This is a genomic window from Arthrobacter sp. NyZ413, assembly GCF_049390645.1.
In the GTDB taxonomy this organism is placed as follows: Bacteria; Actinomycetota; Actinomycetes; order Actinomycetales; family Micrococcaceae; genus Arthrobacter.
This window is the reverse complement of record NZ_CP155434.1, coordinates 2,149,197-2,163,156: the sequence shown is the minus strand read 5'-3', so window position 1 is coordinate 2,163,156 and position 13,960 is coordinate 2,149,197. Positions and strand designations below refer to the sequence as shown.

Annotated in this window: 12 protein-coding genes; 5 read left to right on the top strand and 7 right to left on the bottom strand. The window is 64.6% G+C overall.

All coding sequences use genetic code 11. The features are described from left to right. Nucleotides 1-37 precede the first annotated feature (37 nt). The 3 genes from ABCW42_RS10095 to ABCW42_RS10085 are packed head-to-tail and all read right to left on the bottom strand — an operon-like array spanning nucleotide 38 to nucleotide 3,369. Nucleotides 38-2,071 (bottom strand): bifunctional aldolase/short-chain dehydrogenase, encoded by a 2,034-nt coding sequence (locus ABCW42_RS10095; RefSeq protein ID WP_423184707.1) that lies wholly within the window; start codon nucleotides 2,069-2,071, stop codon nucleotides 38-40. Between the two features lie 3 nt (nucleotides 2,072-2,074). Next, nucleotides 2,075-3,241, bottom strand: coding sequence for an L-rhamnose isomerase (rhaI, locus tag ABCW42_RS10090; RefSeq protein ID WP_423184706.1), 1,167 nt, complete (start codon nucleotides 3,239-3,241; stop codon nucleotides 2,075-2,077). Then, nucleotides 3,238-3,369: a hypothetical protein gene (locus tag ABCW42_RS10085; RefSeq protein WP_423184705.1), complete on the bottom strand. Its 132-nt coding sequence runs from the start codon at nucleotides 3,367-3,369 to the stop codon at nucleotides 3,238-3,240. The genes rhaI and ABCW42_RS10085 overlap by 4 nt, the downstream gene beginning before the upstream one ends. A gap of 101 nt (nucleotides 3,370-3,470) precedes the next feature. On the opposite strand from ABCW42_RS10085, the gene ABCW42_RS10080 reads away from it, so the two are divergent. Further along, complete coding sequence (locus ABCW42_RS10080) at nucleotides 3,471-4,529, top strand: LacI family DNA-binding transcriptional regulator (protein ID WP_423184855.1); 1,059 nt, start codon at nucleotides 3,471-3,473, stop codon at nucleotides 4,527-4,529. Nucleotides 4,530-4,552: 23 nt separating this feature from the next. On the opposite strand, the gene ABCW42_RS10075 is transcribed toward ABCW42_RS10080, so the two are convergent. Continuing rightward, the gene (locus tag ABCW42_RS10075; RefSeq protein ID WP_423184704.1) at nucleotides 4,553-5,164 is read right to left on the bottom strand and encodes a TetR/AcrR family transcriptional regulator; all 612 of its coding nucleotides are present in this window, start codon (nucleotides 5,162-5,164) and stop codon (nucleotides 4,553-4,555) included. A gap of 134 nt (nucleotides 5,165-5,298) precedes the next feature. Here ABCW42_RS10075 and ABCW42_RS10070 point away from each other — a divergent pair, with 134 nt between their 5' ends. The 4 genes from ABCW42_RS10070 (at nucleotide 5,299) to ABCW42_RS10055 (ending at nucleotide 10,784) form a co-directional block, all read left to right on the top strand. Next, nucleotides 5,299-7,215 carry a primary-amine oxidase gene (locus tag ABCW42_RS10070; protein WP_423184854.1) on the top strand — a complete coding sequence of 639 codons (1,917 nt, stop codon included), beginning with the start codon at nucleotides 5,299-5,301 and terminating at the stop codon, nucleotides 7,213-7,215. A gap of 2 nt (nucleotides 7,216-7,217) precedes the next feature. Continuing rightward, nucleotides 7,218-8,723 (top strand): APC family permease, encoded by a 1,506-nt coding sequence (locus ABCW42_RS10065; RefSeq protein ID WP_423184853.1) that lies wholly within the window; start codon nucleotides 7,218-7,220, stop codon nucleotides 8,721-8,723. Between the two features lie 30 nt (nucleotides 8,724-8,753). Next, complete coding sequence (locus tag ABCW42_RS10060; protein ID WP_423184703.1) at nucleotides 8,754-9,284, top strand: hypothetical protein; 531 nt, start codon at nucleotides 8,754-8,756, stop codon at nucleotides 9,282-9,284. Nucleotides 9,285-9,374: 90 nt separating this feature from the next. Then, a complete protein-coding gene (locus ABCW42_RS10055) occupies nucleotides 9,375-10,784 on the top strand; it encodes an aldehyde dehydrogenase family protein (RefSeq protein WP_423184702.1) in 1,410 nt (469 codons plus the stop codon). Here the strand turns inward: ABCW42_RS10055 and ABCW42_RS10050 are convergent. Genes ABCW42_RS10050 through ABCW42_RS10040 form a run of 3 tightly spaced genes read right to left on the bottom strand, consistent with a single transcriptional unit; the run spans nucleotide 10,781 to nucleotide 13,865 of the window. Continuing rightward, nucleotides 10,781-11,986, bottom strand: coding sequence for a low temperature requirement protein A (locus ABCW42_RS10050; protein ID WP_423184701.1), 1,206 nt, complete (start codon nucleotides 11,984-11,986; stop codon nucleotides 10,781-10,783). The genes ABCW42_RS10055 and ABCW42_RS10050 overlap by 4 nt on opposite strands. A gap of 43 nt (nucleotides 11,987-12,029) precedes the next feature. Beyond that, nucleotides 12,030-12,998 carry an aldo/keto reductase gene (locus ABCW42_RS10045; RefSeq protein ID WP_423184700.1) on the bottom strand — a complete coding sequence of 323 codons (969 nt, stop codon included), beginning with the start codon at nucleotides 12,996-12,998 and terminating at the stop codon, nucleotides 12,030-12,032. Nucleotides 12,999-13,034: 36 nt separating this feature from the next. After that, nucleotides 13,035-13,865 carry an oxidoreductase gene (locus tag ABCW42_RS10040; protein ID WP_423184699.1) on the bottom strand — a complete coding sequence of 277 codons (831 nt, stop codon included), beginning with the start codon at nucleotides 13,863-13,865 and terminating at the stop codon, nucleotides 13,035-13,037. Between the last annotated feature and the right edge of the window lie 95 nt (nucleotides 13,866-13,960).

Here is a 13,960-nt window from a genome sequence, read left to right as displayed (position 1 = left end):
GCGGTGCTGCTTGGTGCAGGGTTGGTCACGGTGCGGCCTATCGCAGGAACGCTGCCGCGACGCCGGCGTCCACCGGGATGTGCAGGCCGGTGGTGTGGGAGAGTTCATTGCTGGTCAGGACGGCGGCGGCGTTGGCTACGTGTTCGGGCAGGACTTCGCGCTTGAGCAGGGTGCGCTGGGCGTAGTACTTGCCCAGTTCCTGCTCCTCGACCCCGTACACGGCGGCGCGCTTGGCGCCCCAGCCGCCGGCGAAGATCCCGGACCCGCGGACCACCCCGTCGGGGTTGATGCCGTTGACCCGGATCCCGTACTCGCCCAGTTCCGCGGCGAGGAGGCGCACCTGGTGCGCTTGGTCTGCCTTGGTGGCCGAGTAGGCGATGTTGTTCGGGCCGGCGAACACGGAGTTCTTGGAGGAGATGTAGACGATGTCCCCGCCCATGCCCTGCTCGATCATGACCTTGGCCGCGGCCTTGGACACCAGGAACGAACCCTTGGCCATGACGTTGTGCTGCAAGTCCCAGTCCTTCCCCGTGGTTTCCAGCAGCGGCTTGGAGATGGACAGGCCCGCGTTGTTCACCACCAGGTCCAGTCCGCCGAAGGCCAGCACGGCTTCCTGGATGGCGGCGGCGATCTGGGCTTCCTCGGTGACGTCCGCCTGGACGCCGATGGCAACGTCCGCGCCGCCGAGTTCGGCTGCGGCGGCCTGCGCATTGTCCAGGTTGAGGTCGGCGATGACCACGCAGGCGCCTTCCGCGGCGAGGCGGGTGGCGATCGCTTTGCCGATGCCCGACGCCGCGCCGGTTACCAAAGCGATGCGCGTGGCGTGGGACTTCGGCTTGGGCATCCGGGCGAGCTTGGCTTCCTCGAGGGCCCAGTATTCGATGCGGAACTTTTCGGATTCCTCGATCGGGGCGTAGGCGGAGATGGCCTCGGCGCCGCGCATGACGTTGATCGCGTTGAGGTAGAACTCCCCGGCGACCCGTGCGGTCTGCTTGTCCTTGCCGTAGGAGAACATCCCGACGCCGGGGACCAGGACGATGGCCGGGTCCGCGCCGCGCAGGGCCGGGGAATCGGCGTCGGCGTGGCGGTCGTAGTAGGCTTGGTAGTCTTGGCGGTACGCGGCGTGCAGTTCCTTGAGGCGTGCGATGCTCTCCTCGACGCCGGCGTCGGCGGGCAGGTCCAGGACGAGCGGCTTGACCTTGGTGCGCAGGAAGTGGTCCGGGCACGAGGTGCCCAGCGCCCCGAGGCGCGGGTGCTCGGCGCCTTCGAGGAACTCCAAGACGCGTTCGTCGTCGCTGAAGTGCCCCACGTGCGGTTTGTCCGTGGACGCCAGGCCGCGGATCACCGGCGCCAACGCGGCGGCCTTCGCGCGGCGCTCGTCCAATGGGAGGGCGGCATAGCCGGGAAGTCTGGCGCCGAAGGGTTCGGCCTTGCCGTTCTCTTTGATGTAGGTTTCGGCGGTGTCGATGATCCACAGCGAGTTGGTCTCTGCGTCCTTGCTCGTGGCGCCCCACGCGGTGATGCCGTGGCCGCCCAGGATGGTGCCGATGGCCTGCGGGTTCGCTTCCTTGATCGCGGCAATGTCCAGTCCCAGCTGGAAACCGGGACGGCGCCACGGAACCCAGACGACCTTCTCGCCGAAGATCTTGGAGGTCAGGGCTTCCCCGTCCACGGCGGTGGCGATCGCGATGCCCGAGTCCGGGTGCAGGTGGTCAACATGCGCGGCGTCGACCAGCCCGTGCATGGCGGTGTCGATCGACGGCGCGGCGCCGCCTTTGCCGTGCAGGCAGTAATCGAACGCGGCCACCATCTCATCCTCACGCTCGACGCCGGGGTAAACATCCTTGAGCGCTTGGAGACGGTCCAGGCGCAGCACCGCGAGATTCGCCGCCGTCAACGTGCCCAGGTCGCCACCGGAGCCCTTCACCCAGAGGAGTTCGGCGTCCTGGCCGGTGACCGGGTCCTTCTCGACGCCCTTCGCGGACGTGTTTCCGCCGGCGAAGTTCGTGTTCCGCTTCTCCGCGCCCAGGCGGTTGGACCGGGCAATCAGCTCTTCAACAGTCGTGTTCACGTTTTATGCGCCCCATCCGGCTTGGCGGCCGCCTGCGCGGTCCTCGTTGATCTTCTTCTGGTACCCGCTGGCCTTGAACGCACCCAGCGGATCGGCGGGCAAGCCGCGGGATTCGCGCCATTCGGCCAGGGCCGGGCGGACATCGGTGTAAAACGCATCGTTGAACACAGCGTTCGCGGCCAGCACATCCCCGGCCCGCTGGGCTTCCCCCAACGCCTCGGTGTCGATGAGCAATGCGCGGGCCGTCATTTCCTGCACGTTGAGCACCGAGCGGATCTGGCCCGGGATCTTTTCCTCCAGGTTGTGGCACTGGTCCAGCATCAAAGCGACGCCGGACTCCGGCCCGTACCCGCCCCCGCGGATGACCTCATGCATGATGCGGAACAGCTGGAACGGGTCTGCCGCCCCGACAATCAGATCGTCATCGGCGTAGAAGCGGGAGTTGAAGTCAAAGGACCCGAGCTTGCCCAGGCGCAGCAACTGCATCACGATGAATTCGATGTTCGTCCCCGGGGCGTGGTGGCCGGTATCCAGGCACACGAACGCCTTCTCACCCAGGGCGAGTGTCTGCGCATAGGAGGTGCCCCAGTCCGGAACGTCGGTGTGGTAGAAAGCTGGCTCGAAGAACTTGTACTCCAGGACCAGGCGCTGCGCCTCGCCCAGGGCCGCGTAGATCTCCTGCAAAGACTCGGCAAGGCGATCCTGGCGGCCCCGCATGTCGTCCTGGCCCGGGTAGTTGGTGCCGTCCGCCAACCAGATCTTCAGGTCCCGGGAGCCGGTGGCGTGCATGATGTCGATGCATTCCAGGTGGTGGTCGATCGCGCGGCGGCGCACCGACTCGTTCAAGGAGGTCAGCGAACCGAACTTGTACTCATCGTCCTGGAAGGTGTTGGAGTTGATCGTCCCCAAACCAACACCCAGGCCCTCGGCGTATTCACGCAGCGCCGAGTAGTCATCTACCTTGTCCCACGGAATATGCAAGGCCACCGTCGGCGCCAGCCCTGTCAGTTCATGGACCTTCGCGGCATCGGCCAGCTTCTCCTGGATGGTCCTCGGGGTGCCCGGCGTGCCGAACACCTTGAAGCGGGTGCCCGAGTTGCCGTAGGCCCAGGACGGAACCTCAATCGCGAGATCCCCCAAACGGTCCAAAACCGACTCAAAACTGTTCATGGTGTGTCCTTCTTGGCTAAAGTCAGCGAGTTTCGCTTGCGGCGACCCGGTGACAGGGCCGCCGCAAGCAGTTCCAGGTTCTGCGGCTTCGCAAGTGTCCTTGCCTTGGCATCCACCTCGAAATCCATCTATCGATTCAAACTTTGAAACGATTCATTGTTACGATTCAAAGTACCCTTGAGGAAGGAACGTGTCAACAGGGACTGAAAAGCAGAAAGCAGGAAAGCGGATGCAGCGCTCGGTCAGCATCAAGGATGTGGCCAACCTGGCGGAAGTCGCCGTCGGTACGGTCTCCAATGTCCTGAACAACCCGGACCGGGTCTCCCAACGCACGAAGAACAAGGTGCTCCAGGCCATCGATGAACTCGGCTTCGTGCGCAACGACGCCGCCCGCCAACTGCGCGCGGGGCACAGCCGCACCATCGGCGTCGTGGTGCTCGACGTCGGCAACCCCTTCTTCACAGCCATCGCCCGGGCCGCCGAAGACGCAGCCGAAGCGCACGGCAGCGCGGTCCTGCTGGGCGACAGCGGCCAGGACTCCGCACGCGAATCGCACTATATCGACCTGTTCCAGGAGCAAGCCGTGCAAGGACTGCTCATCTCCCCCGTCGGTAACGTCCTCGACCGCATCGACAACCTCCGTGAACGCGGCATACCCACAGTCCTGGTGGATCGCCGGGCGGACGAATCACGCTACAGTTCCGTCTCGGTCGATGACGACGCCGGAGGCTTCCTCGCCGCGCAACACCTCCTCGACCTGGGAAGGCGGCACCTGGCCTTCGTCGGCGGACCCCTGCACCTCGCCCAGGTCGCAGACCGACTGGCGGGTGCCCGTCGCGCCGTTGACGACACGCCCGGGGCAACCCTCGAAGTGCTCGACTCCGGGGCGCAATCCGTCCTGGCCGGCCGGCGCATCGGCGACAGCCTCGCCGCCCGGGACAAAGCCGATCTTCCCGACGGAATCTTCTGCGCGAACGACCTCCTGGCCCTTGGAGTGATGCAATCCATCACCATGATGAACGGCCTGGCCATCCCGGAAGACGTGGCCCTCATCGGGTATGACGACATCGATTTCGCAGCATCCGCCGTCGTACCGCTTTCCTCCATCAGGCAGCCCGCGGAAGCAATCGGCCGCTCGGCAATCCAACTGCTCATGGCAGACCTCGGCAACGCCGGGCACAAGCACCAAGCCATCACCTTCACGCCCGAACTCGTCATCCGGCGCAGCACTGCCGGACCAGCAGCCCCGGCAGAACAACACACCGAAACCCACGCCCTTTCAAACTGACAGCGCAGGCCAGCCAGGTGATGCTACCCCTCGGCGGCCACGACGTCATTGGATATGAGCGAGATATAGGTCTCCAACTGGGACCGCAACTGGTCCGCCGAATGGTGTTCGGACGTCAAGGTGGCCGTGATCTGGGCGCCGAGCACGAACGTCATGATCGCGCCGACGAGGTCGTCGTCGTCGAGCCCTTCTTTTAGCTCGCCGAGCTCGCGTGCCTCGCGAAGCCTCGCGAAAAGCGATTCCCGCCATTGCTCCATGGAGGAATCGTGCAAGGCCGCCTTGGCGGGGTCGGTCAGAGCGCGCTGCCAGAAGGCGATCGCAATACGGGCTTCGTTGAGCCTCTCGGCGTCCAGTGGCAGGATCTCATGGCAGTAGCTCCGCAAGGCCGCGAGCCCACTGAGGCCGGAAGTCGCACTGTACATGCGGGCATTCGTCTGGTTGAAGACGTGGGCGAAGGCGAACGTCAGGAGATCGTCCTTCGTGGGGAAGTAAGGCTTCAGCGCACCGTTCGCGAAGCCTGCCTCCATGGCGATTTCGCGCATGGTGGCCCCCTCGATTCCCCTCGTGGCAATGATCCGCCACGTGGCTTCGACCAGTTCAAGCCGACGCTTCTCGTGGTCGACAATCTTCGGCACGCGTTCCCCAAATCTTTTTTTCTACAACCGTTGTGACTCAGGTTACACGATGTTATTCTCTACAAACATAGAAAATAAACCGCCACTCACAAAGGCCTTCCATGAGCACAACTTCCTCACCCGAAATCGCCGAAATGGTTGATGGCGCCGCCCTGTCGCCCTACGCCCTGACCAGCCCGGCCGACGTCGAGGCGGTCACCGCGATCCTCGCCGAGGCAGGACTCTTCGCCGAATCCACCAGGGTCGCCTACCTCGGCCTGCTTGATCCCGCACGTGACGCCGACGTCGCGGACCGGCGGTTCCGGGTCTTCCTCCACGACGTGGTCACGGGTGAAGCCAGGGACGTCGTCGCCTCCGTAACGCACGGAACCGTACTTTCCAAGATCGACCTCGACACCTCCGTCACCGGCGAACTCCCCGTCATCGAAGAGGAATTCGAAATCGTCGAGGAAATCCTCGCCAAGGACGAACGCTGGCTCAAGGCGCTTGCCGACAGGAACCTCGACGTCACCAAGGTCAGGGTCGCTCCCCTCTCTGCGGGTGTGTTCGAGTACCCCGAGGAAAAGGGCCGCCGGATCCTGCGCGGACTCGCCTTCGTCCAGGAATTCCCCGAAGACAGCGCATGGGCCCGCCCGGTCGATGGCCTGGTCGCGTACATCGACGTCGTCAGCAAGACAGTCGACCAAGTCCTGGACTTCGGGCCTGTTCCGGTTCCCGCCGAGCACGGCAACTTCACCGATACTGAACTGACGGGACCGCTGCGCACCACGCAGAAGCCCATCCACATCACCCAGCCGGAGGGTCCGAGCTTCGAGCTCACGGACGGCAACCACGTGGAATGGGAGAAGTGGAGCCTCGACATCGGGTTCGATGTCCGCGAAGGCGTGGTGCTCCACAACATAGCGTTCGACGACGGCGATCGCCGCCGCAGTATCCTCAAGCGCGCTTCCATCGCCGAAATGGTGGTTCCGTACGGCGACCCCTCACCCGTGCGTTCGTGGCAGAATTACTTCGACACGGGCGAATACCTCGTTGGCCAGTACGCCAACTCGCTGGAGCTCGGCTGCGATTGCCTCGGCGAAATCACGTACCTCAGCCCCGTGGTGAGCGACGCCTTCGGACGTCCGCGCGAAATCCGCAACGGGATCTGCATGCACGAGGAAGACTGGAGCATCCTCGCCAAGCACAGCGATTTCTGGAGCGGAGTGAACTACACCCGCCGCAACCGCCGGCTTGTCATCAGCTTCTTCACCACCATCGGCAACTACGATTACGGCTTCTACTGGTACTTGTACCTCGACGGCACCATCGAATTCGAAGCCAAGGCCACCGGCGTTGTCTTCACAAGCGCCCACCCCGGCAAAGGATACCCCTACGCCTCGGAGTTGGCTCCGGGCCTCGGCGCCCCCTTCCACCAGCACCTCTTCAGCGCACGCCTCGACTTCGCCGTCGACGGCCTGTGCAACAGGGTCGAGGAAGAAGACGCCGTGAGGGTTCCCATGGGAGAAGGCAACGAGCGTGGAAACGCCTTCACCCGCCGTCGTACTGTCCTGACCCGTGAATCCGAAGCCGTCCGCGAATCGGACATGGCAGCCGGACGGGCGTGGATCATTTCGAATCCGGAGTCCCTCAACCGCTTGGGTGAGCCGGTCGCCTACAAGCTGCACGGCCAAGGCCATCCCATGTTGCTGGCAGATCCCGAATCGTCCATCGCGAAGCGCGCCACCTTCGCCACGAAGGACTTGTGGGTGACCCGCCACCACGAGGACGAACGCTACCCCAGCGGCGATTTCGTCAACCAGAATTCCGGCGGCGCCGGATTGCCGTCCTACATTGCCGCGGACCGCGACATCGACGGCCAGGACATCGTCGTCTGGCACACGTTCGGATTGACCCATTACCCCCGCCCGGAAGACTGGCCCATCATGCCCGTGGACACAGTCGGCTTCAAACTCCGCCCCGAAGGCTTCTTCGACCGCAGCCCGGTCCTCGATGTTCCTGCCGCGAAGCGTGAAGAGGGTGGCCATTGCCACATGGAGGCCCAAAAATGAGCATGACAGCAGGAAAGGAGTCGATCGAAACGCAACACCAGCACCACCATCGACGCCGCCTGGGCGTTCCGGCCGTGACCTTCATGATCATCGCCGCTTCCGCGCCGCTCACCGTTCTTGCGGGAGGGGTGACGACGACGTTCGGCGTCACCGGCGTCACGGGCGTGCCGCTGTCCTTCCTCCTGCTAGGCGGGACCCTCGCCATCTTCGCCGTCGGCTACGCCGCCATGAGCAGGTACGTGGTCAACGCCGGAGCCTTCTATTCCTACGTATCCCAGGGAATATCAAGACCGGTCGGCGTCGGCGTCTCGATGGTGGCGCTCATGGCCTACAACCTGATGCAAGTGGGCATCTACGGACTCTTCGGCTTCACTGTCTCCAACTTGCTCAACGAACGCTTTGGGATATCCGTCCCGTGGTGGGTTCCCGTCCTGGTGTGCATCGCCGTGGTCGCGTTCCTCGGCGTGAACCGTGTGGACCTGTCCGCGAAAGTCCTCGGGATCCTCGTAGGCCTGGAATTCCTGGTAGTCATCATCTACGACGTCGTGTCCTTCGTCGTGGCACCGGAAGGCGTGAGCGGAGCACCGCTGACGCCGCAGAGCCTCTTCGTTCCGGGCGTCGGCGCGGTCTTCTCCTTCGGAATCGCAGCGTTCATGGGATTCGAATCCGCGGCGATCTACGGCGAGGAAAGCAAGGATCCCAAGCACACCGTGGCACGGGCAACGTACACAGCGGTGGCCATCATCGCTCTGTTCTACTCCGTCTCATCGTGGGCCATGGCCGTCGGAACCGGACCGTCCGCCGTCGTCGACGCCTCGGCCAAGCAGGGACCGGACCTGATGTTCGGGTTCCTGGGCGACCACGCGGGCATCCTGCTTGCAGACCTCGCACGACTGCTTTTCGTCACCAGCCTCTTCGCCGCTTTGGTCAGCTTCCACAACGCGGCCGCACGGTATTTCTTCTCGCTGGGACGGGAACAGGTCCTTCCCCGGAAGCTTGGCGCAGTCAGGAACCATAGCGGTGCGCCCTACGCGGGATCGTTCGCCCAGACGATCATCGCCGTCATCGTGACCGTCGGCTTCGCGATCGCCGGGACCGGTTCGAGCCTTGGCGACCTCTACCCGGTGCTCACCATGTTCACGTGGCTGACCAACGACGGCGCGATGGGCCTGGTCCTCCTCATGACCGTCGTCTCCCTGGCCGTGATCGGATTCTTCCGCAAAAACAGGCACGACGCCGGAATGTGGACCCGCATGATCGCCCCGGCATTGGGCTTCGTGCTCCTCGCGGCGATCTTCGTCCTGATCCTGGTCAACTTCAACGTTCTCCTGGGACAGGACCAGACGAATGCGGTGACGTTCATCCTGCCGGCCACGATCATCGTCCCCGGCCTGGCCGGGATTGCCTGGGCGCTGCGGCTGAGGCGAAGCCGACCGGCGATCTACAAGAAGATCGGCCACGGCGAAGAGACCCCAGACGCCGTGCACCTCGGCGAAGAAGAAGACTGAGCGGCTCCGGCCCCGATCAACGGCGAATCAATGCACACCATTCTCACCACCGTCATGCTGGGCTGCTGTGCCCTGGGTATCTGGGGACCGATGCGCACCGGAGCCATCCGGAACTTCAGCCAGTGGGGACCCATGGCCCTCATGCTGGTGGCCATGGCGGACACGACCATCGGGCCCGGCCTCCTTCCCGGCGTTGTGTGGGGGCTGCTCCTGCTCGTAGCCTCCCCGCTTCCACTGGTGCTCCTGCCCAAGGCGCGTCGCGGCGACATGGAAAGGCACCGTTCCCTTTCGATCCTGGCCATGTTCGCCATCCTCGTCACCAGCCTCACCGCCGCGCCAAACAGTACGCTGCACCAAGCCCATTCCCACGCCGCGATGGGCGGAGTGAATCCGGGCCTGGCCCTCGCCCTGGCGGGGGCGGTCATCGCGTACTCGATCTTCATGGTCGCCCGGCAGGTCCTGCCCAGCGGCAACACGCCCGCTAAACCGCGCCAGTGCGAGCCGATCGAAGTGCTTTCCTCCGCAGGAGCCCTCGGGGCCATGCTCCTGATGATGCTGTGATCCTCATGATGCTGTCACCCGCTACCTAGAACCGCCATCCGAGGCCATACCGGCCGACAGATTCAACCAACTCAGAGTGGAGTAAGAACCTTGGAAACCTACGACGCCCTTCTCTCTTCCATCACACCCGCCACAGGCGAAACCCGCACGATTTTTGATCCGGCGACCGGTGAGCCGGTGGGCCAGGCACCGGTGCACACCGTTGCGGACCTGGATGCCGCGGTCGCGGCCGCGGCTGCGGCGCAGCCGGCCTGGGCTGCGGCCGGGCACGAGGCCCGGTCCGCGGCGCTGCTCAAGGCCGCCGACGCCGTCGAACGCTCCGCCGAGGAACTCGCCCGGCTGCTCTCCCGCGAGCAAGGCAAGCCGCTGAACGGCCCGAACGCCCGCTTCGAAGTCGGCGCGTGCGCGGCGTGGCTGCGCGCCGCCGCGACCACTCCCCTGGAACCGGAGACAGTGGTCGACGACGGCGCCACCCGGGCCGTGCTGCACTACCGGCCGATCGGGGTGGTCGGCGCGATCGGGCCCTGGAACTGGCCCATGATGATCACCGTCTGGCAGATCGGCCCCGCCCTGCGCATGGGCAACACCGTGGTGGTCAAACCCTCCGAACACACGCCCCTGTCCGTCCTCGCCCTTGTCAAGGTCCTCAACGAGGAACTCCCCGAGGGGCTGCTCACCGTGGTCTCCGGCGGCCGGGACGTCGGCGAAGCCCTCGCCACCCACCCGGGGGTCGGGAAAATCATGTTCACCGGCTCCACCGCCACCGGCAAGGCGATCATCCGCTCCTCCGCGGACACCGTCAAACGCCTCACCCTGGAACTCGGAGGCAACGACGCCGGCATCATCCTGCCCGACGCCGACCCCAAAGCGATCGCGCAGGACCTGTTCTGGGGCGCGTTCATCAACACCGGCCAAACCTGTGCCGCCCTCAAACGCCTCTACGTCCCCGACTCCCTGTACGAGGCCGTCTGTGAAGAGCTCACCGCCGTCGCCCGGTCCATGCCCATGGGCATCGGCCTGGACGAAAACAACGTCCTCGGACCCTTGCAGAACCGCGCCCAATACGAGATCGTCACCCGCCTCGTGGACGCCGCCCGCGACGCCGGCGCCCGCATCCTCACCGGCGGCAACCCCGACCCGGACCAGCCCGGCAACTTCTACCCCGCCACCCTCGTCGCGGACATCGAGAACACCAACCCGCTCGTGACCGAGGAACAATTCGGCCCCGCCCTGCCCATCATCCGCTACAGCACCGTCGATGACGCAGTGGAAATGGCCAACGCCCTCGACGTCGGGCTCGGGGCCTCCGTCTGGTCCCCGAACCCCGAAGAAGCCCGCCACGTCGCCGCCCGGCTGCAGGCCGGGACCGTGTGGATCAACAAACACGGCGCCGTGGACCCCCGCATCCCCTTCGGCGGCGCCAAACAATCCGGCTACGGCCTCGAATTCGGCACCGAAGGCCTCAAACACCTCGGCACACCACAAATCATCAACGGCTAGCCCAGGGGCATGAGAGGCGGCGGCACCGAGGCACAACGCCTGTGCCGCCGCCTCTGCAGTTCCACGTATCCGGTGACGGCGAGCAAGAGGAATACGGCCATGGCCAGGAGCACTGTCCCGGACACCACGGTACTCACCGGAATGAGGGTGACGGCGAGGACAACGGAAGGCAGCGCCCACGGCAGCACGGACCGCGGCGAACGGCCGTAGCGCACCGTGACGATCGCGTTGCATCCGTAGAAAAGAGCGATCCCGCCACCGAGCGAAATTCCCGAGCCCAGCGGAAGGTGCCCGAAGGGGTCCGGGATGGCGGTGGCGATGGCACCGGCGATGGCCGTTACCCCTATGACCAGGAGGAACGGCAGGAAAAGCGTGGTCTGGAGAATTCCGGCGAAGTCGGCCCGCGCCTGCAATCGCTCAAGCCCCGCCGTCATGGCGCCCGTTCCGTACTGGAAAAATGCCCAGCCGAGGATCGCTACGATCAGGAAGCCGAGTGCGGCCACCAATCCCGCGGAGGCGCCCCAGTCATCGGACGCCTCGGTGACTATGGTGAAGACACTCTCGCCGAGGACTATGACGACGAACAGGCCAAGCCGTTCAGACGCGTGCTCGATGTTGATCCCGCTGATACCCCGCTCGGGCCAAAGGCGTCCGCCGAGGAATGCCATGCCCGCTTCGATGACGATGGCTGCCGCCCACAAAACCACCGCGGCCTGAAACGGAAGGAATGACGCCACCAGCCAAAGGGCAGCAGTTCCGCAGTTGTAGATCCAAATCCGCCAAGGGGCCTCGTCCGAGTGCTCCCGATGCTGATGGAGCCAAAGAACCAAGAGGACAATCCGCATGGCGACATTCGCGAGTGAAAACGCCCACGCCCGCTCCCCGAAAGCGGCAGGCGCGGCCGCGGCCATGACGCCGGCAGACGCCATGGCCGCAAGCATCGCCACTCCGAGTGCCCGCGACGACAGCCGTGGCAGGAGGTTGACGACGGACGCAATATTCACCCAGGCCCACCACGCCGGGAAGAAGAGCAAGACGTACGTGCCGAATTCGGACCATCCCGGGTTGCCGTGGATCCCCCGGGCAAGCTGGCCGACGAAAGCCACGAAGACGAGGTCGAATAACAGCTCCATCCAATGCACACGGCCCGGATCCCGGGCCGTTTCGTGCGCCGGTTCGGCAGAAGCCGAAGACTCATCCATTGCTGAACTTATCCGTCATGGGCCAATGCTATTGGCAATCGGGTCAGTACCCCGTGGGCAAACGCAGCCTGTAAGGCTTTTCGAGGAACTCCGCCTGCTCGTCCGTCAGCTTGATGTCCAATGCGGCCGCCGCGTCGGCAAGGTGGTGGCTCTTTGTCGCCCCGACGATGGGCGCTGAAACGTTCGGATTCCGCAGCACCCACGCCAGGGCGAGCTGCGCCATCGGCACTTCCAGCTCCTGCGCGAGCTGCTGCACGGCGGCGACGATCGGTTGGTCTTCATCACCGAAGAAGCGACGCTGGACAGGATCGGTATCGGCGCGCTTGGTGTGTTCGCCCCACGGCCTGGTGAGCCTTCCTTTGGCGAGCGGGCTCCACGGGATGCTCCCGACGCCCTGATCGGCAAGGAGGGGGAACATTTCGCGTTCTTCCTCCCGCTGGACCAGGCTGTACTGGTTCTGCATCGAAATGAACCTGGTCCAGCCATGAAGATCGGCGGCGTGCTGCATTTTCGCGAACTGCCACGCCCACATCGAGGACGCCCCGATGTACCGGGCCTTGCCGGACTTCACGACGTCGTGGAGGGCTTCCATGGTTTCTTCGACCGGTACTTCCGGGTCGAAGCGGTGGATCTGGTACAAGTCCACATAGTCTGTGCCGAGGCGGCCCAGGGAAGCGTCGATTTGTTCCATGATCGCCTTGCGGGACAGTCCTGAGCCACCGGGTCCCTCATGCATCTTGAAATTGACCTTGGTCGCGAGGACGACGTCCTCGCGACCAGTGTATTTCTTGATGGCGCGCCCGACGATTTCTTCGGACGTACCGTATCCGTAGACATTTGCGGTGTCCCAGAACGTAATTCCGAGCTCAACGGCTTGCCGGAAAAGCGGCTCTGCTTCCTCGTCGCCGAGCGCCCATTCATTGAAGCCGCGGCTTGTGTCTCCGAAGCTCATGCAGCCGAGTGTTATTCGGCTGACTTTCAGGCCTGATTTCCCGAGGCGCGTATATTCCATTGGTCTCTCCTTGCGGGTTCCAGTCGGGTATTCCGGTCAGGCGTCAAGGCCCGTACCGAGGCTTGTTTCACGCCATTGGTCCAGCTCGTCCCGCTGCGCATCCGCCACTGCGGCAAAAGCATCGAAAGCGTCCTGGCCGAGAACCAGGAGCGACGGCGGATTTGGACTTTCGACCACGGACAGCATCGCCGCGGCTGCCTTCATCGGATCTCCCGGCTGGGTGCCGTGGACCGTGTCGTTCTCCTTGCGGCGCTTGCCGGCGGTTTCCGCGTAGTCGTCAATCGCTGTTGCCGACTGGGTGAGCGAGCGCCCGGCAAAGTCCGTGCGGAACGCTCCCGGTTCGATCGCGGTCACCGTGATGCCGAGCGGTCGAAGCTCTTTGTTGAGGGATCCCGACAAGCCTTCGAGTGCTGCCTTCGTCGCGGAGTAGTACCCGGATCCTGCCGGCGAAATCCGGGCCCCGATCGAGGAAATGTTGAGGATCGCACCCGAACGCTTCGACCTCATGTCCGGAAGGACCGCCTTGATCATGTCCACCGCGCCGAAAAAGTTCGTGTCGAACAGGAGCCGGATGTCGGCGTCGGCGGCTTCCTCAACCGCAGCGCGGTAGCCGTAACCGGCGTTGTTCACGAGGACGTCGATACCGCCGAAGCGCCCTTGGGCACGTTCGACGACGTCGCTGATCTGTCCGCGGTCAGTGACGTCGAGGGAGGCCGCGAGCGCAGTTTCGGGATATTCAGCCGCGAGGTCCTGCAGCGTGTTTTCGTCGCGGGCGGTTATGACTGCGTTGTGGCCCTGGGCGAGGACCGTCCGGGCGAGCGCCCGGCCGAGGCCTGTGGAGCATCCGGTAATGAGCCAGGTGGACATGGGTTTCCTTTCGTGGAGGGCGACGATGCGCCCTGGCAATGCGGGTGACCGATTTGTTACGCCTTAAGGAAACTCCGGTTTCCGGAGCTGCGGGA